This is a genomic window from Bradyrhizobium sp. CCGUVB23, assembly GCF_024199885.1.
Lineage (GTDB): Bacteria > Pseudomonadota > Alphaproteobacteria > Rhizobiales > Xanthobacteraceae > Bradyrhizobium.
This window is the reverse complement of sequence record NZ_JANADQ010000001.1, coordinates 7,560,288-7,580,567: the sequence shown is the minus strand read 5'-3', so window position 1 is coordinate 7,580,567 and position 20,280 is coordinate 7,560,288. Positions and strand designations below refer to the sequence as shown.

The window sequence follows — 20,280 nt, the reverse complement described above, 5'->3', positions numbered from 1 at the left end:
CATGGCGAGCCCAGCCGTTTCGATCAAGAACCTCAAGCTGGCGCTGCCGCCGGGCGCCGACCGCCCCTACGCCGTCGACGATGTCTCGTTCGATCTGGCGCCCGGAAAAATCCTCTGCGTGGTCGGCGAATCCGGCTCCGGCAAATCGATGTGCGCGCATGCGCTGATGGGCCTTTTGCCCAATACGATCGGCCGCGAGGCCGGCGAGATCGTCTATGACGGCCAGAACCTGCTCACCCTCGACGAGACCGGCTGGCTGGCGCTGCGCGGCCGCCATATCGCGATGGTGTTCCAGGAGCCGATGACCGCGCTCAACCCGCTGATGCGGATCGGCGATCAGATCGCCGAGATGTACGAGGCACACAATCTGTTGACGCCGAAGGAGCGCAAGCAGAAGGCGCTGCAGTTGCTGCGCGAGGTCGGCCTGCCAGATCCCGAAAGATCGATGCGCGCCTATCCGCATCAGCTCTCAGGCGGCCAGCGTCAGCGCGCGATGATCGCGATGGCGCTGGCGCTTGAGCCGGCCGTGCTGGTCGCGGACGAGCCGACGACCGCGCTCGACGTCACCACGCAGGCACAGATCCTGAAATTGATCCGCGATTTGCAGCGCAGTCGCAACATGGCCGTGATGTTCATCACCCATGATTTCGGCGTCGTCGCAGATATTGCCGACGGCGTCATCGTGCTCCAGCACGGCAAGGTGGTCGAACAAGGCGCAGCCGATGATGTGCTGCTGCGTCCCCAGCATGCCTATACCCGCGCCCTGCTCGCCGCCGTCCCCTCGATGCAGCCGCCACAGCGCGCGCCGCTCGCTGATCGCGCCAAGGCGGTCGAGGTCGTCGGTCTCAACAAGACCTATGTCAGCGGCGGCGGCTGGTTCCAGCCGGAGCGCCGCGTCCGCGCCGCCAATGAGGTCAATTTCGACATCCTCAAGGGCGAGACGCTCGGTCTGGTCGGCGAGTCCGGCTCAGGAAAATCGTCGGTGGCACGGCTGGTGATGCGACTGATCGAGCCTGACCAGGGCACGGTCCGTCTGGGTGAGGTTCACTTTTCCCGTATCGCCGGCCGGGAGCTACGCAAGGAGCGCAGCCGCATCCAAATGATCTTCCAGGATCCGTTCGCCTCGCTCAACCCGCGCCGCAAGGTGGGTAACATCATCGCCGATGGACCAATCGCGCATGGCACCGCGCCCGCGGTGGCCCACAAGCGCGCCGGTGAGCTGCTCGGTCTCGTCGGGCTCAATGCCAGCGCGCTGGAACGCTACCCGCACGAATTCTCCGGCGGCCAGCGCCAGCGCATCGGCATCGCGCGGGCGCTGGCGCTAGAGCCCGAGATCATCGTCGCGGACGAAGCCGTGTCCGCGCTCGACGTGTCCGTGCAGGCGCAGGTGCTCAATTTGCTGGAGGACCTGAAGGCGCGGCTCGGCTTGTCGATGCTGTTCATCACGCACGATCTGCGCGTTGCCGCTCAGATCTGCGACCGCATCGCGGTGATGCAGCGCGGCGCCATCGTCGAGCTGAAGTCAACGGCCGCGCTGTTCTCAGCGCCCGAGCATCCCTACACACGCGAGCTGCTCGCCGCCGTGCCCGGCCAGATCTCCTCCTCGCAGGCGGCCTGAACGATGCGTTGCGTTCTCGTCAGCAAGCGCCTCGATCTGCGCCGCTACTATGGCGCCGAGCTCGCGCGCACCGCGCCGCATCTCGAGGTCGTCGATCACGCGGCCGGCGCCCCAGCCAACGACGTCCGTGTCGCGCTGGCCTGGCATCCGCCCGACGATGCGTTCGAGCGCTATCCCAACCTGCAGGCGGTCTGCTCGATCGCCGCCGGCGTCGACAACATCATCGCCTGCCCGAGCCTGAAGCCCGGCATCGACGTGGTGCGCGTGGTCGATCCCGGACAGGCGCAGCTGATGTTCGGCTTCGTCGCCTGGCATGTGATCGGCCATCAGCGCGGCTTTGCGGGTTTTCGCGCGCAGCAGCGCGATCGTGTCTGGCAGCGCCGCGACCAGCGGCGCGCCCAAGAGGTGCCGGTCGGCGTTTTGGGCAGCGGCGCGATCGGCCAGCGCGTCGCCCAAGACCTCGCCTTTCTCGGCTTCCCCGTGATGTCCTGGAGCCGCAGCGCAAAGCCTGTGCCTTCGGGCGTGCGCGGCTTCGATGGCCCGGCTGGCTTGTCCGCCATGCTCGACGAGACCGAGGTGCTGGTGAATTTGCTGCCGCTGACCTCGGAGACGCGCGGCCTGCTCAACGGAACGCTGTTCGGCAAGATGCGCCGCGGCGGCTATCTGATCCAGGTCGGCCGCGGCGAACATCTGGTGGAGCCGGATTTGCTCGCGGCACTCGACAGCGGCAAGCTCTCCGGCGCAGCGCTCGACGTCTTCGCCACCGAGCCGCTGCCACACTCGCACCCGTTCTGGGATCATCCGAAAATCGCCATCACGCCGCATGACGCCAGCGACGTCAGCATCAGCGCGGTCGTGACCACGCTGGCCGCGACGGCCGATGCGATTTGCGCCGGGCGGCGTCCGCCGCATGCGATCGACCGCGCGCGCGGTTATTGAAACTTGCAAGGACCTTCCAGTGCAAGACCACGACCCCGCTACGGGCGACCTGATCGACGGGCTGCGCGCGGCATCTCCGATTCCGGAAGAGCACGCCCAGGCGCTGGCTACTGAGCACTACGGTGTGCCGGCATTGGCGCGCCGGCTCGACAGTGAGCGCGACCAGAATTTTCGGCTGCACACAGCCGATGACCGCAGATATGTGCTGAAGATCGCCAATCCCGCGGAGGACCGCGCAGTCACCAATCTGCAGAGTGAGGCACTGCGCCATCTCGCCTCGAAGGATCCTACCCTGCCGGTCCCGCGTATCTTCCCGGCCCTGAACGGCGCCCTGGAGCTCGAGATCAAGTTCGACGATGGTTCGGTCCGCATCGTGCGGCTGCTATCCTTCGTCGAGGGAACGCCGATGCATCAGGTTCCGCCGTCGGCGGCACTGCGGCGCGATCTAGGCCGATGCGCTGCGCGGCTCGCCCGGGCCTTGCGCGATTTCCATCATCCCGGCGCCAATCACAAGCTGCTCTGGGATGTCCAGCACGCCGCCGAACTGCGGCCGCTGATCGGCACTGTGCCCGCCGGCCAGCGCGATCTGGTGGAACATTTCCTTGACGACTTCGAGGCCCATGCGGTGCCCGTGCTGGAAGAGCTTCCCAAACAGCCCCTGCACAACGATCTCAACCCACACAATGTCGTCATCGATCCCATCAATCATGAGCGCGTCTCGGGTATCATCGACTTCGGCGACCTGACCGCCACTGCCCGTGTCAACGACCTCGCGATCGCATGCGCCTATCAGGTCGAAGACAGCAACGATCCGCTGGCGCCAGCGCTCGAGCTGGTCGCGGCCTACCACGCGGTGTCCCCGCTCGAGACGCGCGAGCGCGATATCCTGTTCGATCTGATCGCGACCCGCATGGTCATGACCATGGTGATCAGCAACATCAGAGCCGCTCGCCATCCCGGCAACAGCGCGTATATTCTGCGCAACAACAAGCAGGCGTCCGCGCGGCTGTCCCGACTCGCGACGCTCTCGCGGCAACAGGCTCGAGCCCGGATCGAACGCGCGTGCCAAGGAGAGTGATGCCTGTGCAGAACCCAGCAACGCAAGCAATGATGGCGCGGCGCGACCGACTGCTCGGACCGGCCTACCGGCTGTTCTACGAAGAGCCCGTGCAGTTCGTCCTCGGCGAAGGTGTCTGGCTGTTCGATTCCGCGGGCGACCGCTACCTCGATGCCTACAATAATGTCGCCTGCGTCGGTCACAGCCATCCGCACGTGGTCGAGGCGATCGCGCGGCAGGCTGCAGTGCTCAACACCCACACCCGCTATCTGCACGAGACCATTCTCGACTATGCCGAACGGCTGCTTGCAACCTTCCCGGCCGAGATCGGACACGTCATGTTCACCTGCACCGGCAGCGAGGCTAACGATCTGGCATTGCGGGTGGCGCGCACTTGTACCGGCGGGACAGGCGTTGTCGTCACCGAGACCGCCTATCACGGCGTGACCATAGCGCTCGCCGAATTGTCACCCTCGCTCGGTCTGCCTGATCCGACCGCGCCGCATGTGCGGCTGGTGCCTGCGCCACGACCGGCCGGCGACAAGACAGGCGAGATCTTCGCCGGCCATATCCGCGCCGCGTTCGAGGATATGGCACGAAGCGGCATCCGGCCCGCAGCACTCCTGGTCGACACGATTTTCTCCAGCGACGGCGTATTCGCCGACCCGCCGGGCTTTCTCGCCGCCGCGGTCGATACCGCGCGTGCAGCCGGCGCGCTGTTCATCGCCGATGAGGTGCAACCCGGCTTCGGCCGCTGCGGCGAGGGCCTATGGGGCTTCGCGCGTCACAACCTCGTCCCCGACATGGTCACCATGGGCAAGCCAATGGGCAACGGCCACCCGGTCGCCGCGATGGCCGCGCGTCCGGCGCTGCTGAAGGAATTCGGTGCGCGCTCGCGCTACTTCAACACCTTTGGCGGCAATCCGGTCTCTGCCGCCGCGGGGATCGCCGTGCTCGACGTGATTGCGCAGGAAGGTCTGATCGGGCATGCAAAGCGCACAGGCACCTATTTGCGCGCGCGGCTTTCCGCGCTGCGATCCAGACACAGCCTGATTGCTGATGTCCGTGGTTCCGGCCTCTTTATTGGCGTGGAGTTGCGTCATGATGATACGCCGGCCACGAGAGAGACCACGCAACTGGTCAACACGCTGCGCGAGCGACGCGTGCTGATCAGCGCCGCAGGTCCGCATGGCAACGTGCTTAAGATCCGCCCTCCGCTGGTGTTCGGGACCGAACACGCGGATTTGCTCGTTGATACACTGGATCAGGCAATGTGCGACGACGGCTGATGCGTTGCACCTCCGACAATTGTGGCGGCTTCGCCGGCGTCTACTATCTTCCGAGCGCAACGCCATGATCGCCGAAATGCTGCTGAACGAAGCGCGGCAGATTGGCGCCAAGCTCAATCCCCTTCGATCCGACGCTACGCCGCGCGCGATGAAGATTGCGACAGTCTAGTCAGACGCTTGAAGCTCACTCAAAGATCGGGCGCATGTCGTAGAATGCGTCCAAGCGAGCTCAAATCGCAAGAATGTCGGAATTGAAGGGGACGCGGCAATTCTGCCGCTCGCGCCAGGCAGCTCCCTCCTCTTCAAGAGCCACCCTTCCTACGAGTGATCATGTGGGGCTCCAAACCCGCCGGAATGACCCTGCCCAACAAGTAACAGTTGCTCCGCCGCCGAAAGCGTGCGCTCACCCGACGAGGACACATGGATCTGAGATTGCAGGGCCGCAAGGCCTGTGCGGCAAGCCAGGGCCTTGGCAAAGCGAGTGCCATGACGTTGGCGCGCGAGGGCGTCGAACTCGTCATACATGCGCTTTCCTGTGTTCGACTCACGCCGGGTACATCACCGGACAAAACATTCTTATCGATAGCGGCGCCTATCCCGGTACGTTCTGAACCTCCAGACCCTCACCACTGGATGCCCGCCTCGTGGCCAACATGCATCAGCTAAGCGCTCGTCCGAAGGCGAGATTCGACCGGCTGCAATGACGCCAGCGGGGTCAGTCGTGGCGCGCGTTAGAGCGTGATGTTTTTATACGGAAACGTATCCTGAATTTTTGAGATAGTTGGCGCATTCCTCCTTGGAGAAGACGTCGAGGAGTTCGCCGACCTTGCGCCAAGTGGCTTCGACGTCACGCGTCTGCGCGGCCCGCATCAGGTGTTTGAGCTTGGCGAAGACCTGCTCGATCGGATTGAGGTCGGGGCTGTAGGGCGGCAGGAAGAGCAGATGGGCTCCTGTGGCGCGGATGGCGTTGCGCGCCGCCTTGCCCTTGTGACTGCCGAGATTGTCAAGGATGACGAGTTCACCTTTTGCAAGGGTCGGCGCCAGTACCTGCTCGATATAAAGGGTGAAGAGCTCGCCGTTGATGGGACCGTCGATGACCCATGGGGCGCTGATCCGGTCGTGGCGGAGCGCCGCGATGAAAGTCATGGTCTTCCAGTGGCCGAAAGGCGCAGACGCCTGGAGACGTTGCCCGCTCGGCCCCCAGCCTCGCAGCGGCGCCATGTTGGTTTTGATCCAGGTCTCGTCGATAAAGACCAGGCGCGAAGCGTCGATCCTGCCCTGATGGGTCTTCCAGCGCGTCCGTTTACGGGCGATATCGGGACGATCTTGTTCGGCCGGCAGGATCGTTTTTTTTGAAGCTCAGCCCTTCGGCATGGACGAACGTCCACACCGCCCGCACGTCTGTCTTGATCCCCCGCGCAGCCAGTTCCTGCGTCAGCTTCCGCAAAGTGAATGGTCCGGAGCGAATGCGTTTGCGTAGCCAGTCGGCGTTGGTGCCGGACAGAACCGGCTTCTTGTGACCACCGATCTTGCCGGGCGAAACGCCTCCGGTCTCCCGCCGCAGATTCTTCCACTTCGTCACACAGGAAGGACTGATCTGAAGCGCTTCTGCAATCGAACGAACCGTCTCGCCCGCATCAGCCCTCGCCAGCGCGAGTTCTCGAAGGTCTTCCGAATAGGGTCGCGTCATCCATGCTGGCCCCCGTTCCCCAGCATAGAGTTTGAATCAGAAATTGTCCCCTCTGGGAATCCCGATTCCGGCAAAAAACAACATGCTCTAGCGACACCGCCCAGGCGGAGGCCAGTAGTGACTAGCTTTCCCTCGCAAAAAGTGACCCGCCGGTGACCCACAGCCCGAGATCACCTGTTTGGTCACTTCCATAAGGTTACGAAAAGAAGACTTTTACAAGTAAAATCAAGATGGTGGGGGAGGCAGGACTCGAACCTGCGAAGCCATGAGGCGGCTGATTTACAGTCAGCTCCCTTTGCCACTCGGGACACTCCCCCGCTCGACGGCAGCACAATCGGACCGGACCTTGCCGGCGGACCGAAACGGCCATGGAGACGTGAAGACCGCGACTGCCCGAAGGGACACGGGGCGCGGCCGGGCGCGTTTATGGGCGAAGCGGCGGGGCAAAGTCAACCGAGCTAAGCAGCTAAAATCACCTCTTTGGACACCCAAATTGCCAACTTTCGGAACCCGTGAGACAAGCGAGCCCATGAACGATCGCAAATTTGCCCAGAAAACCCGGCGCGGCGGGGCTAAGCCCTTCAACAAAGGCGCAAAATCCGCGTCCCGGCCGGCCTGGCGCGACCGTGATTCGCACTCTGACGGGCCGGTCATCCTCTATGGCTGGCACACCGTCACGATGGCGCTGCAAAACCCCGAACGGCGGATCCGAAAGCTGACGCTGACCGAGAATGCGGCCCGCCGCCTCGCCGAGGAGAACATCGAGACCCGTATCGCCCCCGAGATCGTCCGCCCCCAGGAGATCGACCGGCTGCTCTCGCCCGATGCCGTGCACCAGGGCCTGCTGGCGGAGGCCGATCCCCTGCCCTCGCCTGACATCGAGACCCTGGAGCAGGAAGGCATGGTGCTGGTGCTCGACCAGATCACTGACCCGCACAATGTCGGCGCGATCCTGCGCTCCGCCGCGGCCTTCGCCGTGAAGGCGATCGTCACCACCGCGCGCCACAGCCCCGAGGCGACTGGCGTGCTGGCGAAAGCCGCTTCCGGCGCGCTCGAGCTCGTGCCGATCGTGACCGTGCAAAATCTCGCCCGCGCGCTGACCGCGCTCAACGAGCGCGGCTTCCAGACCGTCGGGCTCGACAGCCAAGGCAGCGAGGATCTCTCCGAGGTCGCTTTGCGCGAGCCGCTCGCGCTGGTGCTCGGCGCCGAAGGCAAGGGCCTCAGGCAATTGACGCGCGAGACATGCAGCGTGGTGGCGAGGCTCGACATGCCCGGCGAGATCAAGAGCCTCAACGTCTCCAACGCCGCCGTGCTGTCGTTGTACGTCGGCGCGAGCCGGCTCGGGCTGATGAAGCGCTGAATTCGAGACAAGCAAAACGCCCGTCCGCGTGATGCGAACGGGCGTTTCGTGATTCAACTCAACCGATCAGGCAATCAGTAATAGCGGCGCAGCACGCGATGGCCGTGGTAACGGTACGGCGCGTAACGATAGCCATAGCGCGGGCCGTAGCCATAGTGCACGCGCGGCAGATAGCCGTAGCGCGGGCCGTAGCCGTAGCGATACGGACGGTAGTAGGGATAGGCGGGCGCTGCGACGGCCGCGCCATAGCTGTAGGGCCGCGGGGCATAGTTCACGACAGCGTCTTCCTGGTAGGTCGGATACGGGGCAAACGCGCCGGGGCCGGTGTAGGTCGGACCCTGGTTGACGTAGTAATACTGAGTGCTCGGCTCGGCGAGGCGGTCAAAGCCCCAGCCGCCGCAGCCGGTGTTGCAGCCCGAATAGACCGGTGCAACCGGCGCCACACAGGGGCTCCAGCCGCAAGCCATGGCAGGCGCTGCCCCCACCACCATCACGGCTGCCGCCGCGACCAATCCTGAAATCATCTGACGCATTACTCTCTCCTGTAGATTTCCGTTTGTTGGATTTTGCTTGGGTATTGATCTGCCTGGACTTACCTGTGCAGCTCATGATTGCCGGGCGCCCCCGCGTGAGGCGACGGGTGGACACGACGATGCGGATCGACGTCGATCTGCGGTGCAAGGATCACCGGCGGCGGATCGGCCGGCACATCCACCTGCGGCGGCAGCGGCGCCGATTGCACGCCCCAGCTCCGGTAGTAGCTCTCGGCCGGCTGCGGCACCTTGCGGTTCGCCGGCGGCTCGACCTCGAGGCGGCCGTAGCCGGGCCGCAAGCCCATGCTCGGATAGTAATGGCCGACATCGCTCGGCTGCCGTTCGCCGATGTAGCGCCCACCATAGATCGTGGGCTGCACCTGCACGTTCTTCGCCAACCCCCATTCGCCTACGACGACGGTGTAGGAGGCATCGATGCCGTTGATGATGACGGGCACGCCGGGACGGCCTGGAATCACGATGTCGAAGCCCTCGCTGGCAAGCGCCGTCGCGGGCAGTCCGACCAAAAGCGCAAGCAGCGCGACAGCGCGCATAAGAGGGTCCCGGGTTGATCGGCCGAGAACCTATCCGATCACCACAGTCAGAGTGTTAAGGCAGGCCGCTGAAATTCCGGTAAGCCTAACGCGTAAGGATCGGCGGGCGCTCAAATGCGCTCGGCGGCGCTATCGAAGCGTTAACGGCAACCGCGCGTCGCCCATCGCATGACGCCTTGCTGCGCGGTTGCGTGGCAGCAAACAAACATCCTGCACGGGTTCACGTCGATGTGACCCTGCGGGCGACAAACCGCGGAACCACTGCTCCACGTCGTACTTACCCAAGGTCTCAACCACATGGAGCAAATGCCATGACGAGCCCCAAACTTCTTGGCGCGGCGGCCCTTTTCGCGTCCGCGCTGGCGACACCTGCCTTCGCGCAAACCATGACCGACAACCCCCGCTGCACGGGTCTCTTCCAGGACCCCGGCTGCCAGTACATGACTCCCGGCACGGCCGCCGATCGGCGCTATCGTCACCGCCACGCCGCCTATCGGCAGGCGAATCCGAATGATCAGACCGGCTTCTGGCCGGCCGATGCGGCTGGCGCTGTCGCCGGCGCCGCCGTCGGCACCGCGGCCGCCGTGACGGGTGCTGCCGTTGGCACTGCGGGCGCTATCGCAACAGCGCCGTTCGGAGGCTGGAACAACTCCTACGCCTATTATGACCAGGGCGGCCCCGCCTGGCACGGCGACTGGAACAGCTACGCCGCCCGCAACGGCATCGTTTGCAGGCCCGGCACCTGGATCAAAGGTGACGACGGCCGACGGCACCTCTGCCAGTAGGAGGTTCGCTTTCAGCTGAATGGTTCAGGCGGCCCTCGGGCCGCCTGTTTTTCAATGCTTGCGCGACTCCCTTGAAACAGCGCCGGCGGGTTCTGGCACTTTTCGGACAAGTCTGGTAAGGCGACCGCACACCAGCGGATCCGCCGGCACCAAACCGGCGGCTTTTCGTGGTCAAGTCGCCGGCTTAGCTCAGCGGTAGAGCAGCGGTTTTGTAAACCGAAGGTCGGGGGTTCAATCCCCTCAGCCGGCACCACTTCGCCCAACAAAAAATTATACCTTGGCTCGGCAAAGGTTTCAGTCGCGACGGCCTCATGTCAGAAGATTTCTCTCGGCTCGACGAGTTTTTTCACGCGAAAGTCGATGCGCCTGACGAGGCTTTCGATCTGATCTTCATGTTGGACGCCGATGACTGGGTGGCGCTCGATCTAGCTTGGTCAGAACGACCAGCGGATTGGCGGCGAGACTGTGCTTATGTACTCCATTATGGGCCACCCGCGGGATGCATACCTCTCTTGCAGCGAGCGATCTTTGATCTTGAAGAGGATGTCGCGATTGAGGCGGCGATTAGCCTGTCCATCCAATTACGTGAGACGGGACACACGAGTGTTTCTGAAAATGTTGGAGCCAAATTGATCGAACTCGCGGGGCGCCCCGATGCAAAGGACCATGAGGAGCTGCAGCAATTGGTGAGAACCATCGGCAGCCTTTGTCCGACCGCCATCGAGGAACGCTCCGTGCGGACCGCGGGTTCAATCCCACTCAGCCGGCAGCAGCTTCCCGGCCGAATACTGGCCTGCTCGCCTCATCCATCCGGCTTGACTGTACTGGCGGCGCGATCGCGCAGCAGGTCGGCTTCGAGATCGAGGACGATGTGTTGCAACAGACGCGCGGCAAGCGGGTCCGTCACCTCCTGCGCCAAAATCCTGTAGCGGGCGATCTCGCTTTCACGCTCGTCGAAACCTGCATCTGTGACCATCGCTGCACCCTCCCAGCAGACTGACGCGAAGGGCCCGCAGATCGTTTCGCTAGAATTTTCCGATCATTTTTCATGGTTCACAGCTCGTAAATAATGTCGACTGGCGTTCGTCCCGCAGCAGGACAGTCTCGAGACGATCAAAAAAAACGGCCTCAGCATCTGGGGGCCCTGGTGGAGGCTTAATGCTGAGGCCGCACGTCCGCGCCGGTGTCAAAACGGCACGCCGGCAAGCTGCTCTGCTTCGCGGGTTCCCGCACTTGCTTATGTGAATCCGGTTGCGCCCCGCTCATGAGCCACAGGCGCCCAACTTCACTTCCCCACCTCAAACGCCAGCAGCACGTTACCGGCGGTGCCGCTCCATTGGCCGTAACCAGAGTTGGTGTAGAGCATGCCGTCGACGATCACCGGGCCCGGGCCATCGATCGCACCTCCGAACGCCGGAACGCCATTGACGGCCTTGTAGTCCCGCGAGGTGTCGAACTCCCAGAGCAGCTTTGCATCCGCCGTCGCATAGGCGCGCAAGTAACCGCTGACACCGCCGGAAAACACGACGCCGGGAATGACGCTGATTGCCGCCGACAGCGCGGGGCTGCATTGCGGGCGCTCGCCGCAAGGCACCGGCGCCACCTCCGTCAAGACCTTGCCGCTCGCGAGATCGAGCGCGAACAGGCCGCCGCCTTGCGTGGAGTCCAGCCGCCGCGTGCCGTCGCGCAGGAAGCGCACGTCGGAGAGCGCGACATAGATGCGGTCCTGGTCTGCAGCCGAGCCCCATTCGGTGCCGCCGAGCGGGCCGCCCTTGCCGATCCGCGTCTGCCAGAGGATCTTGCCCTCGTTATCCGGATCGAGCGCATGCACGACGCCGGACTTTTGGCCGATGACGATGACGCGCTTCCCGTCGTGCAAGGTCACCAGGATCGGCGACTGGCCGAAATCATGATCCGGCCCGTGATCATCGGGACAATTGGTCTGGTTGGCACCGAAGCAGGCCACGACGAAGGCGTCCTTCGGCGACGCCTGCTGCTTCCAGAGCAGCCGTCCCGTCGCAAGCTCGAACGCAAGCACCGCATCGGCGGTCGCGGCTGGCGGGTTCGAATAGGAATTGCCTGTCGCGACATAGATCGCGTTGCGCTGCGTGTCGATCGTCGGCGCCGACCAGATGGCGGCCCCCGATGGGCCATAGAGCTGCGTGCCGCGCGCGTTCCTCGTCGTTGGATGCGGCACCTCGGGGATCGTGTTGGCCTTCCAGATCAGCTTGCCCGTCGCAGCCTCCAGCGCGACGAGGCTGCCGCGGAAGGTGCAGCATTCATAGCTCGGCTCCGATCCGGCCACCTCCTCCAGCGAGGAGACCGGCACATAGAGCACGCCGGAATGGAACACCACCCCGCCGGTGATCCGCGCGGCTGGATGCTCCTCCACGTTCACCTTCCAGATCAGCGCGCCGGTCAACGCGTTGACGGCATAGGCATTGGCGCGGCCATCGCCGAAGAAGACGGCGAACTGATCCGTGCCCGGGACCTGTCCGAAGCTGATCGACCCGCGAACCGCAAGGTCGCTCGCAAACGTCCACAGCGTGCAGCCGCTCTTCGCATCGAGTGCCCGCACCTTTCGATCGGGGCCACCGACGAACAACAGCCCGCCGACGACCGTCGGCTGCGCAAAGGAGAGCGTCGCGCCGGGAAATGCATACGCCCATTTCAACGTCAGGTGCGGCACCTGTTCTGCCGTCAACCCGGCCATCCCGGCCGGCTGGAAGCGGCTGTTGTTGAGATCGGCGCCCCAACCATTCCAGCGCGGCCCGTCGATGCTTTTCGGAAAGGCGGTGAAGGCTTGCGTGCAGTGGCCCGACGCGTCGGCGGCCGCAGCCGCGCTGCTCACGGCCGCTTTGCCGGTGACGAAGGATGCGATCGCCTTGCGCTCGTCATCGTTGCGCCCCCGCATCATCGCCGCCATGCTGCCGGTGCTGAGCGCCGCCAGCACCTGCTCGAACGACATCGCCTGCATCGCGCTGCGAGGCGGCACCCGGCTCTGCGCTTCGCTGCTATCGTGGCATTGCGCGCAATGTGCGGCATAGAGCGCGGCGCCATCCTGCTGCGCGATCGCAGGGGCGCCGCAAGAGATCAGCAACAAGGCCACGATCGCGTTCAGCTTCATCGTTCCCCCCGGCAAGAGCAGCGAAGCGAAATCCCGTCACGCAAGACGAAGTGTAGTGCGAAGCCGGTGGAGGATGCAACCGACGTTGCGGCGAGGCGCGTCACACAGCCTTCGCAATGTCTCCTGCCTCACCGGACAGATCGGCAAGCCGCCACAGCCCGAGGCTCTTGTCCCGCCAGCCGCCTCCGCTCTCCTCGCAACGCTCGTTGATCAGCTCCAGCGGCGCCGGCCAGGCGAACGGCGCCCGCTGGAGATTCAATGCGCGCCAGTCGCCATCCTCGCAGTCGAGGTTGTCCTGCCATTCCGGAAACGTGGTGGCCAGCAGGAAACGTGCACCGCTGGCGCGGAAACGTCCCAGGGCGCGGGAGATGTTCTGAAAGCTCAGATGCACCAGGCAATCCCTGCACAGAATGATGTCGGCCTGCGGCAGCTCATCTCGCGTAATGTCAGCGCTGATGAAACGGCCCAGCAGCTCGCCCTGCTCCACCCGCCGGCGGTTGCCTTCGATCAGAGACGGCACGATATCGACGCCGATATAGTCGACTTCGAGCCCGCATTTGCCGATCCAGCCGGCATCCCCGCAGGGCGCATCGAGCAGCGAACGCACGCCGAGGCGTCGGAGCAAAGGCGGCAGCGCTACCTTGATCGCGGCGGTGGCCGGGTCTTCGGAGCCGAGCCCCGACACCGAGGTCGAAGCGCCCCACAGATTGGTGCGGACGATGCGCTCGAACCGTCCGGCAAGATCGAGACCGGCAAAATTCTCGCGGTCGGCGAGGAAGCGCTGGTGAGCAAGCACGGGCGGACGATCGGGGATCATCGGCAAGACCTCGAGAAAAATGTACGGTCAAATTTCCGTCGCGGGTGCACTATACAGGCGGCGCTTCCCGATCGGAATCCCGCTTGAAGAGAGCTGAGTGATGATCACGCGACGAACCACCCTTGCAGGCCTGGCCTTGCTCTCGCTGTCGCCAGCGGCGCGCGCCGAGCCCGGCAACGACGCCATGACGCGTTATGCCGCGGAGGTTTCCGGAAAACGCCCCGCAGTGATCCTGCTGCACGGCTCGCGTGGCATCGAGCTCAGGCGGCGCGCCTATGAGCGATATGCCGATGCGCTTTCGGCCAAGGGCATCGATGCCTATTTGCTCCGCTACATGACTGAGCACGACACGGCGACGCTCACGTCCAAGACCAGCACGAAGGCGAGCCGCGAGACTTTCGAGACGAAGCGGTTCGACGGCTGGTCGGACACGGTCTCCGCCACCGTGACAGCCATCCTGGGGCAGCCCGACAGCTCGGCGCGTATCGGCCTGCTCGGCTTTTCGCTCGGCGGCTTCATCGCCGCCAACACAGCCGCGCGCGACGAGCGCATCGCCGCGCTCGCCGTGCTCTATGGCGGCATGCCCGATGCGATGGCCGGCAAAGTCAAGCACCTGCCGCCGACGATCGAATTGCACGGCGAAGCCGACCAGAACGTTTCGATCGCCAACGGACGGAAATTGATCGAGCTTGCGAAGTCCGTCGGTGCGGAGACCGAGTTCGTACCCTATCCCGGCAAGCCGCACGGCTTCGACTTCTCCGACACCGATCCGATGACCACCGATGCGATCGACCGCGTCAGCAGGTTCTTTCAGGCGCGGCTCGCCAGCTAGATGACACAGCGCGATCAAGCCGGCTTCTGCCACTCCATGATGTGGAAATACGGCACGCGGCGATGCATCGCGTTCCTTTCGGGATCCCCACCCATGGGCTGAGGCTCGCTGAACAGGCGCAACTGGAGGCTATGATCGAGCAGCAGCGTCATGTATGTGCTCAGTGGACGGTGCCAGTTCTGGATCCGGATGCCGCGCCAGGCGACCGAGATCGCCCGCTCGTCCATGTAGTGATCGATCGAGAAGCGCAAGGTGCCCTCGCCGTCGCTGATCCATCCATCCGGCTGGCCGGCGGTGTTGAAGCTCGTCAAATTGGCAATCAGGAGCGTGCCGCCCGGCCGCAGCGCCGCCACCATCTTCGCGATTCCCCTGCCGAGATCCGGTATATCGATCAGGCTGAGATAGCTGAACACCAGATCGAAGGACGCATCGACATCCATCGTTTCGGCGCGGCCGAGCCGATAATCGCCATGAGGGTCCAACTCTCTGGCGCGCGCGAGCTTCGCGGAGCGGCCATTAACCACACGTTGGATCGAAGTTCAACATGAGCTAACATGCGCACCGCATGCGCCCCTATTCCAACCAGGAGAGAGCCAAGATCACCGCTGGTGCGGTCGCGGCCGTCGTCGCGACGGGCATGCTGTTCGTGGTCGTGTTGGCTCTGCTGATTGCGCCATAAGGTCTGCGGCGCCGGCGGCGCAAGGCCGCCGGATCACAAGAGCCCGACTAACCGGCGCGCACCGTCGACAGGAATTTGCCGACTTCGAGCTTCAGCCGGTTGCTGTCGGTGGCCAGCATCTTCGCGGTCGAGAGCACCTGCGAGGAGGCCGAGCCGGTCTCAGCAGCGCCGCGCTGCACGTCGCTGATGTTCGTGGAAACCTGCTGGGTGCCGTGGGCGGCCTGCTGAACGTTGCGTGCGATCTCCTGCGTCGCGGCGCCCTGCTCTTCCACCGCCGCGGCTATCGTCGAGGAGACTTCCGACAGCCGCTCGATGGTCGCGGAGATCTCACGGATCGCCGTCACCGAATCCTGGGTGGCGGTCTGGATGCCGGAAATCTGCTGGCTGATCTCGCCGGTCGCCTTCGCGGTCTGCTCGGCCAGCGACTTGACCTCAGAGGCGACGACCGCAAAGCCGCGGCCGGCCTCGCCTGCGCGCGCGGCCTCGATGGTGGCGTTCAGCGCGAGCAGATTGGTCTGGCCGGCAATCGTGTTGATAAGCTCGACGACGTCGCCGATCCGCGTCGCCGCGGTCGAGAGCTGGCTGACCCGCTCGGTTGTCGAGCGCGCCTGGCCCACCGCATCGATCGCCATCCGCGCGGATTCCTGCACCTGGCGGCTGATCTCGTTGACCGAGGACGACAGCTCCTCGGTCGCGGTGGCGACCGACTGGACGTTGCCGGTGGCTTCACCCGAGGCCGCCACGACGACCGACGTCAGCTGCTGCGCGCGCTGCGCCGTGGTCGCGAGCGTGGAGGAGGACGCTTCGAGCTCGGTGGAGGCGGAGCCGACGGTGTCGATGATCTCGCCGACCGCGCGCTCGAAACCGTCAGCAAGGTTGAACATGTCCTGGCGGCGCTGCGCGGCGGCCTGCCGCTCGGCGTCCTCCTGCGCCTTCTTGAGCCGCTCGACCTCGAGCGCATTGGTCTTGAAGATCTCGACCGTCTTCGCCATCTCGCCGATCTCGTCGCGGCGATCCTTCTCGGTCACCTCGGTCGAAAGATCGTTCCGGGCCAATCCCTCCATCGCGAGCTTGAGCCGGGCAATCGGCTGCGACATCGCCTTGAGGCCGATGAAGAGCGCGATGACGACGCCGAGCAGCAGACCGGCGGCGCTGACGCCGATCACGGTCCTGATCGAGGCATGTGCCCCAAGGCCGATCTCCTCCTTGCGCTTGGTGACGAGCGCGCCGTTCTGAGCTACGAATCTCGCGATGTCGGCGAGCGCTGTATCCATCAGAGGATCGCACTCCTTGTGCGCGCGGTCGGCAGCCTTGGCATTCTCCTCCGACGTGCTCGCCCTGGCACCGGCTTCGAGCACCGGGTCGCACACGGCAAAGACGCCCTTCAACTTGTCGCCGATAGCGCGAAGTTCTCCGGCGTGGCCCACATCTTCCTTGATCGCTGCGTCGAGAAAGCCTGCGATCGGATCGCGGTTCTCGCGCGCCGTCTTCAAACGCCTTGCATTGCCCTCCTCGGTCGTCTCCGTCAGCGTCGCGTAAAGCGCCGCGTGATAGGTCTCCATCCGGCGTTGCGCGCGCGTGAGGTTGAGCGCCGCCGACTGTGCGTCCGACAACTCTGCATAGCCCTCCACCGTCGAGGAAAGCTGGACGGCACTGAATGCCGCTACGCCCAGGAGCGCACAGCCCAGCGCGGTAACGATCAGGCCGACCTTGAAGACAATCTTCAGATTATTCAAAAAGCTCATCGCAACTTGTCCGGTTAGAGCCAACGGCGTGGAACCCGGCAGGGAACCCGACCAATGGAACCCAACGGACGTTAAAATTTGATACAATATGCCGCGCGTAAAATTACGGGAAAATAGCATTTGGCCCAAGCTTCGTAAGCTTCGTGTAAGCTTTCTATGGCTGCGGCGACATCGACCGGATCGTGCGCGACATGAAGGCGGTTCGTCCAAAACCCTTCCAGTCGGTGTGCTCGACGAGATCCCAGCCGAGCCGCTGATAGAACCCGGCAGCGCTGATCGTGTAGAGGAAGATCCGCGCAAAGCCGCGCAGGTGGGCCTGCGCCTCGATCGCGCGCACCAGAACGGCGCCGGCCCCATGCCGCCGATGCTCGGGCGCCACGAACAATCCTGCCAGCCACGGCGACACCTGGTGATTGGGCGCGATCTCGGAGGGCACCAGCAGGCAGGTGCCGACCGGCACCGTGCCACGCTTGGCAATCAGCGCCACCTGCCGCGTCTGGTCCGCCGCGAAGCGATTGAGCGCGCGTCGCTCTTGCTCGACACTCGCCTCGAGCACCGAAAACGTCTCCGCGCGCCAGCGCGCGCAGATGTCGATCTCGGGCGTGTCGGGGTTGACGATGTAGGTCTCTATCTCGGCAATTTCCAACTCGGTCATGGCGCCGATAAGAGCCGAGGCCGTACGAACGCGCAAGCTGTGCGCGGACACAGCTACAGCCTGAGCGAGGGTGCCGTGCTCAGGTCGGGGATGCTTCCGTCCCCTCCTCGTGGCGGTCCTGCGCGCGCGCAAGCTCATCGGCGAATTTGAGCACGAGCCGCCGCTTGTCGGGCGGCAGCAGCAGAAAGGCGCGCACTAGACACAGGCCCTCGGCCTCTTCCGACCGTTCGTCCTTTGGTTTCATTGCCGCAGTTTCGGGCGACCGGGAAAAATATGCAATCCCCTGCAAGCAGGCATGCCTTGATTCGGAGCAGCCGGTTTGCTGGAATGGGCTGTGCGCAGAGGTGGACCATGAAGTGGATCAGGGAACGCGATGCGCTGATCGCGCAGACATTGGCCTTTGTTCAATCCGTGACCGGGCGGAAGGAGGAGCAGCTTCCGACGGAGCCTGCTGCCGTGCCCCCTCCGCTAGCCGTGGAGGTCACCCCCGTGGTGGTGATCGAAGAGGTCCGCGAGGCCGACCAGCCGCCGCAGGCGGCACCCACGCCCCAGCCCTTCCAGATCCCGCCGCCCAGAGGATCGGGCGATTTCCGCAGCGAAGTGCAGGCCAGGGTTGCCAACTTCCGCAAGCATCAGGAGCGTTTCGAGCGCGAGCGCGAGGAGTTTTGCCAGTCGACCCTCGCCAAGGTCAGGGACGCCATCCACAATCCCCCGCCCCGGCCGCCAGCCGGAAGCTCAGGCCATTAGAGCCAGGACCAGACCAGCAGCAGATTGGCCGCGCAGGCGCCGATCAGCGCCAGCGTAAGCGGCAGGAGCATGTGCTCGCAGGAGGTTTTCAGGCCAGTCGTCATGGCCAGAAACATCCGCTGATTCCAGCCTGGGAGTCCCAGGGATTCTTTTTTTTGGGATTCAGGACTCGTTTACGACTCAAGGCCCGGTCGAAATGTTCACGGATCCGTGATCACGCGCCATCCGGTCAAGCCAGGCTGAAACCCTCAATCCGCTCGAGCGTTAAGGCCGTTCCGGAGGCAGGACTGATGCCCTACGCACTGTTTTGCAACGACGCGCAACTCAGCAAGGCCTACCCAAGCGAGGCCGACGTCTGGAAAATTGCGCAGGAGAGCGGCCTGGTGGTGGATGTCGCCACTGACCAGGACAGGCCGGGGCCGCGCCGCGTCCTGGACAATGATTATGAGATCAAGCCGTGCCGCACTGATCCCGGCGAGGATCCTGCCAAGAACAAGGCAGACGCGGAGCGACAATCCAGGATGGAGCTGCAGTTCAATTCGTGAAGACGCGCTTCAGGGCGTTGCGATCGCCAGCGATGCCTGCTCGCCCGACAACACCACGCAGGCCTTGCGCCGATGCAGGCCGCGGATCGCGCCCGTGACCTTCAGCACCCGGCCCGGTCCGCAGGCGAAATCCTGCACGAAGGCCACCTCATAGGGCGCCAATACCAGCGGTTCGGATTTGAGGATCGTCTGTGCCGAGCACGGCAGCGTGACGAATAACGAGATCACCACCGACGCCAAGATACGCATGTTCGTCATCTCACCCAGCCCGGCAATCACATAATAACGCGTTCCGGCGCGCGTGTTCCGTAAGTGGCAAAAATTATTTTTGCTTTACCGCAGGCCCATGACGCTGGTGAGACCACGCTGGTGAGACCACGCTGGTGAGACCAGCTTCCTAAAAAACAAAGGCCGGCAAAACCGGCCTTTGCAGTCTGTCGTTTGCTGCCCGAGGATCAGTAACGCGAGGCGGCCGGGCCGCCCCAGCCGAAACGATAGTTCACGCCGACCTTGACGGTATGCTCGTCCTCCCGGCCGCGGACGCCGACGACGTCGGCCGGGCCTGCGGTGACGGTGGTGTTGCCGAAATTATAATACTGGTACTCGGCCTTGGCCGACCAGTTCGGCGCGAACATGTATTCGAGGCCTGCACCCAAGGTGTAACCGTCCTTGTTGTTGCCGGTGGTGGTGACCGCGGTGGGCACGCCGCCGACGCTGGCGCCGAAATTGTCGTTGCGCCAGGCGTAGCCGCCCTTGGCGTAGACCAGCGCCGGGCCCCAAGTGTAGCCGAAGCGGCCCGTCACCGAGCCGAGCTGATCGGTGTTGGAGGTAACCAGTGTGCCGGCCGGAAACACCGCGCCGTGGTTGTTGGACGGCAGCCAGGAGTACTGGGCCTCGATACCCATCACCCAGTTGGGCGCGAACTGGTAGTCGAAGCCGCCCTGCACGCCGCCGAGAAAGCGGGCGTCGCTCGACTGGAAGGTGTTGTCGCCGGCGAACGCACCGCCGACATGGCCGCCGATGTAGAAGCCGGTCCAGTTATAGATGACCTGCGGCGGCGTATAGGCCGGAGCCTTCGTGTAGGGACGCGCCGGCATGTCGGCTGCGGCGGCTGGCGCTGCCAGCGCAAGCACTGCGGCTGCGCCAAGCAAGAACGTCTTCATGGATGATCCCCGTTATCTCGAATTCACCCTCAGCAAACAACGTGGCCTGAATTTGGTTGCTTCGCGGCGATGCCGGAGCCTTGATCGTTCGGTGCAGTGACGAGGCCGCATCAACGGTTTTTTGTTCCCCGGCGTTCCCTCATCA

The 20,280-nt window shown here is 64.2% G+C and carries 21 protein-coding genes, 2 tRNA genes and 1 pseudogene; 11 read left to right on the top strand and 13 right to left on the bottom strand.

Going from position 1 to position 20,280, the window contains the following annotated elements; genetic code table 11:
* Position 1: 1 nt before the first annotated feature.
* From NLN62_RS35235 to NLN62_RS35215, 5 genes and pseudogenes are all read left to right on the top strand, one after another.
* Positions 2-1,618 (top strand): ABC transporter ATP-binding protein, encoded by a 1,617-nt coding sequence (locus NLN62_RS35235; protein WP_254111826.1) that lies wholly within the window; start codon positions 2-4, stop codon positions 1,616-1,618.
* A gap of 3 nt (positions 1,619-1,621) precedes the next feature.
* Positions 1,622-2,557, top strand: a complete 936-nt coding sequence (locus NLN62_RS35230) for a glyoxylate/hydroxypyruvate reductase A (protein ID WP_254111825.1) — start codon at positions 1,622-1,624, stop codon at positions 2,555-2,557.
* Between the two features lie 19 nt (positions 2,558-2,576).
* Positions 2,577-3,635, top strand: a complete 1,059-nt coding sequence (locus tag NLN62_RS35225; RefSeq protein ID WP_254111824.1) for a phosphotransferase — start codon at positions 2,577-2,579, stop codon at positions 3,633-3,635.
* Between the two features lie 29 nt (positions 3,636-3,664).
* A complete protein-coding gene (locus NLN62_RS35220; protein WP_371933143.1) occupies positions 3,665-4,903 on the top strand; it encodes an aspartate aminotransferase family protein in 1,239 nt (412 codons plus the stop codon).
* A gap of 524 nt (positions 4,904-5,427) precedes the next feature.
* A pseudogene (locus tag NLN62_RS35215) lies at positions 5,428-5,514 on the top strand (3-oxoacyl-ACP reductase); the annotation flags it as partial.
* 136 nt (positions 5,515-5,650) lie between these two features.
* Here the strand turns inward: NLN62_RS35215 and NLN62_RS35210 are convergent.
* Together NLN62_RS35210 and NLN62_RS35205 are read right to left on the bottom strand one after the other, a co-directional pair.
* Positions 5,651-6,593, bottom strand: a protein-coding gene (locus NLN62_RS35210) for an IS630 family transposase (RefSeq protein WP_254109869.1) whose coding sequence is annotated in 2 segments (ribosomal slippage) — positions 5,651-6,256 and positions 6,258-6,593 — 942 coding nt in all. Because the reading frame shifts where the segments join, the coding sequence is not laid out codon by codon here.
* A 231-nt stretch (positions 6,594-6,824) separates the two neighbouring features.
* A tRNA-Tyr gene (locus NLN62_RS35205) sits at positions 6,825-6,910 on the bottom strand.
* 212 nt (positions 6,911-7,122) lie between these two features.
* Between NLN62_RS35205 and rlmB the strand changes: the two genes are divergently transcribed.
* Positions 7,123-7,953, top strand: a complete 831-nt coding sequence (gene rlmB / locus NLN62_RS35200) for a 23S rRNA (guanosine(2251)-2'-O)-methyltransferase RlmB (RefSeq protein WP_027525610.1) — start codon at positions 7,123-7,125, stop codon at positions 7,951-7,953.
* A 74-nt stretch (positions 7,954-8,027) separates the two neighbouring features.
* On the opposite strand, the gene NLN62_RS35195 is transcribed toward rlmB, so the two are convergent.
* Positions 8,028-8,486 (bottom strand): hypothetical protein, encoded by a 459-nt coding sequence (locus NLN62_RS35195; RefSeq protein WP_254111822.1) that lies wholly within the window; start codon positions 8,484-8,486, stop codon positions 8,028-8,030.
* Positions 8,487-8,545: 59 nt separating this feature from the next.
* A complete protein-coding gene (locus tag NLN62_RS35190; RefSeq protein WP_254111821.1) occupies positions 8,546-9,040 on the bottom strand; it encodes a hypothetical protein in 495 nt (164 codons plus the stop codon).
* A 311-nt stretch (positions 9,041-9,351) separates the two neighbouring features.
* On the opposite strand from NLN62_RS35190, the gene NLN62_RS35185 reads away from it, so the two are divergent.
* Together NLN62_RS35185 and NLN62_RS35180 are read left to right on the top strand one after the other, a co-directional pair.
* Positions 9,352-9,825: a hypothetical protein gene (locus NLN62_RS35185; protein WP_254111820.1), complete on the top strand. Its 474-nt coding sequence runs from the start codon at positions 9,352-9,354 to the stop codon at positions 9,823-9,825.
* Between the two features lie 178 nt (positions 9,826-10,003).
* Positions 10,004-10,078 (top strand) — tRNA-Thr (locus NLN62_RS35180).
* A gap of 549 nt (positions 10,079-10,627) precedes the next feature.
* Here NLN62_RS35180 and NLN62_RS35175 read toward each other — a convergent pair.
* The 3 genes from NLN62_RS35175 to NLN62_RS35165 all read right to left on the bottom strand — a co-directional run bounded on the left by NLN62_RS35175 (position 10,628) and on the right by NLN62_RS35165 (position 13,769).
* Complete coding sequence (locus tag NLN62_RS35175) at positions 10,628-10,801, bottom strand: hypothetical protein (protein WP_198031848.1); 174 nt, start codon at positions 10,799-10,801, stop codon at positions 10,628-10,630.
* Between the two features lie 309 nt (positions 10,802-11,110).
* A complete protein-coding gene (locus NLN62_RS35170) occupies positions 11,111-12,952 on the bottom strand; it encodes a PQQ-binding-like beta-propeller repeat protein (RefSeq protein ID WP_027525615.1) in 1,842 nt (613 codons plus the stop codon).
* A gap of 100 nt (positions 12,953-13,052) precedes the next feature.
* Positions 13,053-13,769 (bottom strand): class I SAM-dependent methyltransferase, encoded by a 717-nt coding sequence (locus tag NLN62_RS35165; protein ID WP_254111819.1) that lies wholly within the window; start codon positions 13,767-13,769, stop codon positions 13,053-13,055.
* Between the two features lie 100 nt (positions 13,770-13,869).
* On the opposite strand from NLN62_RS35165, the gene NLN62_RS35160 reads away from it, so the two are divergent.
* A complete protein-coding gene (locus NLN62_RS35160) occupies positions 13,870-14,601 on the top strand; it encodes a dienelactone hydrolase family protein (protein WP_254111818.1) in 732 nt (243 codons plus the stop codon).
* A 14-nt stretch (positions 14,602-14,615) separates the two neighbouring features.
* Here NLN62_RS35160 and NLN62_RS35155 read toward each other — a convergent pair whose 3' ends face one another.
* From NLN62_RS35155 to NLN62_RS35140, 4 genes are all read right to left on the bottom strand, one after another.
* On the bottom strand, positions 14,616-15,125 hold the full coding sequence (locus tag NLN62_RS35155; RefSeq protein WP_254111817.1) for a methyltransferase domain-containing protein: 510 nt from the start codon (positions 15,123-15,125) through the stop codon (positions 14,616-14,618).
* A gap of 202 nt (positions 15,126-15,327) precedes the next feature.
* A complete protein-coding gene (locus NLN62_RS35150; RefSeq protein WP_027525618.1) occupies positions 15,328-17,025 on the bottom strand; it encodes a methyl-accepting chemotaxis protein in 1,698 nt (565 codons plus the stop codon).
* A 154-nt stretch (positions 17,026-17,179) separates the two neighbouring features.
* A complete protein-coding gene (locus tag NLN62_RS35145; RefSeq protein WP_254111816.1) occupies positions 17,180-17,680 on the bottom strand; it encodes a GNAT family N-acetyltransferase in 501 nt (166 codons plus the stop codon).
* A 79-nt stretch (positions 17,681-17,759) separates the two neighbouring features.
* A complete protein-coding gene (locus NLN62_RS35140; protein WP_254111815.1) occupies positions 17,760-17,924 on the bottom strand; it encodes a hypothetical protein in 165 nt (54 codons plus the stop codon).
* Positions 17,925-18,031: 107 nt separating this feature from the next.
* Here NLN62_RS35140 and NLN62_RS35135 point away from each other — a divergent pair, with 107 nt between their 5' ends.
* The gene (locus NLN62_RS35135) at positions 18,032-18,427 is read left to right on the top strand and encodes a hypothetical protein (protein ID WP_254111814.1); all 396 of its coding nucleotides are present in this window, start codon (positions 18,032-18,034) and stop codon (positions 18,425-18,427) included.
* A gap of 290 nt (positions 18,428-18,717) precedes the next feature.
* Positions 18,718-18,972 carry a hypothetical protein gene (locus NLN62_RS35130; protein ID WP_027525621.1) on the top strand — a complete coding sequence of 85 codons (255 nt, stop codon included), beginning with the start codon at positions 18,718-18,720 and terminating at the stop codon, positions 18,970-18,972.
* A 9-nt stretch (positions 18,973-18,981) separates the two neighbouring features.
* Here the strand turns inward: NLN62_RS35130 and NLN62_RS35125 are convergent, their stop codons facing one another.
* Together NLN62_RS35125 and NLN62_RS35120 are read right to left on the bottom strand one after the other, a co-directional pair.
* Complete coding sequence (locus tag NLN62_RS35125; protein ID WP_027525622.1) at positions 18,982-19,221, bottom strand: hypothetical protein; 240 nt, start codon at positions 19,219-19,221, stop codon at positions 18,982-18,984.
* 206 nt (positions 19,222-19,427) lie between these two features.
* Entirely contained in the window at positions 19,428-20,135 is a 708-nt protein-coding gene (locus NLN62_RS35120) for an outer membrane protein (RefSeq protein WP_254111813.1), read from the bottom strand.
* Between the last annotated feature and the right edge of the window lie 145 nt (positions 20,136-20,280).

Coding starts and splice junctions, on each gene's coding strand:
- NLN62_RS35160 (WP_254111818.1), top strand. CDS start 13,870: ATGATCACGCGACGAACCACCCTTGCAGGCCTGGCCTTGCTCTCGCTG.
- rlmB (WP_027525610.1), top strand. CDS start 7,123: ATGAACGATCGCAAATTTGCCCAGAAAACCCGGCGCGGCGGGGCTAAG.
- NLN62_RS35235 (WP_254111826.1), top strand. CDS start 2: ATGGCGAGCCCAGCCGTTTCGATCAAGAACCTCAAGCTGGCGCTGCCG.
- NLN62_RS35135 (WP_254111814.1), top strand. CDS start 18,032: ATGAAGTGGATCAGGGAACGCGATGCGCTGATCGCGCAGACATTGGCC.
- NLN62_RS35140 (WP_254111815.1), bottom strand. CDS start 17,924: ATGAAACCAAAGGACGAACGGTCGGAAGAGGCCGAGGGCCTGTGTCTA.
- NLN62_RS35125 (WP_027525622.1), bottom strand. CDS start 19,221: ATGCGTATCTTGGCGTCGGTGGTGATCTCGTTATTCGTCACGCTGCCG.
- NLN62_RS35170 (WP_027525615.1), bottom strand. CDS start 12,952: ATGAAGCTGAACGCGATCGTGGCCTTGTTGCTGATCTCTTGCGGCGCC.
- NLN62_RS35190 (WP_254111821.1), bottom strand. CDS start 9,040: ATGCGCGCTGTCGCGCTGCTTGCGCTTTTGGTCGGACTGCCCGCGACG.
- NLN62_RS35230 (WP_254111825.1), top strand. CDS start 1,622: ATGCGTTGCGTTCTCGTCAGCAAGCGCCTCGATCTGCGCCGCTACTAT.
- NLN62_RS35195 (WP_254111822.1), bottom strand. CDS start 8,486: ATGCGTCAGATGATTTCAGGATTGGTCGCGGCGGCAGCCGTGATGGTG.
- NLN62_RS35120 (WP_254111813.1), bottom strand. CDS start 20,135: ATGAAGACGTTCTTGCTTGGCGCAGCCGCAGTGCTTGCGCTGGCAGCG.
- NLN62_RS35185 (WP_254111820.1), top strand. CDS start 9,352: ATGACGAGCCCCAAACTTCTTGGCGCGGCGGCCCTTTTCGCGTCCGCG.
- NLN62_RS35145 (WP_254111816.1), bottom strand. CDS start 17,680: ATGACCGAGTTGGAAATTGCCGAGATAGAGACCTACATCGTCAACCCC.
- NLN62_RS35165 (WP_254111819.1), bottom strand. CDS start 13,769: ATGATCCCCGATCGTCCGCCCGTGCTTGCTCACCAGCGCTTCCTCGCC.
- NLN62_RS35130 (WP_027525621.1), top strand. CDS start 18,718: ATGCCCTACGCACTGTTTTGCAACGACGCGCAACTCAGCAAGGCCTAC.
- NLN62_RS35175 (WP_198031848.1), bottom strand. CDS start 10,801: ATGGTCACAGATGCAGGTTTCGACGAGCGTGAAAGCGAGATCGCCCGC.
- NLN62_RS35220 (WP_371933143.1), top strand. CDS start 3,665: ATGATGGCGCGGCGCGACCGACTGCTCGGACCGGCCTACCGGCTGTTC.
- NLN62_RS35150 (WP_027525618.1), bottom strand. CDS start 17,025: ATGAGCTTTTTGAATAATCTGAAGATTGTCTTCAAGGTCGGCCTGATC.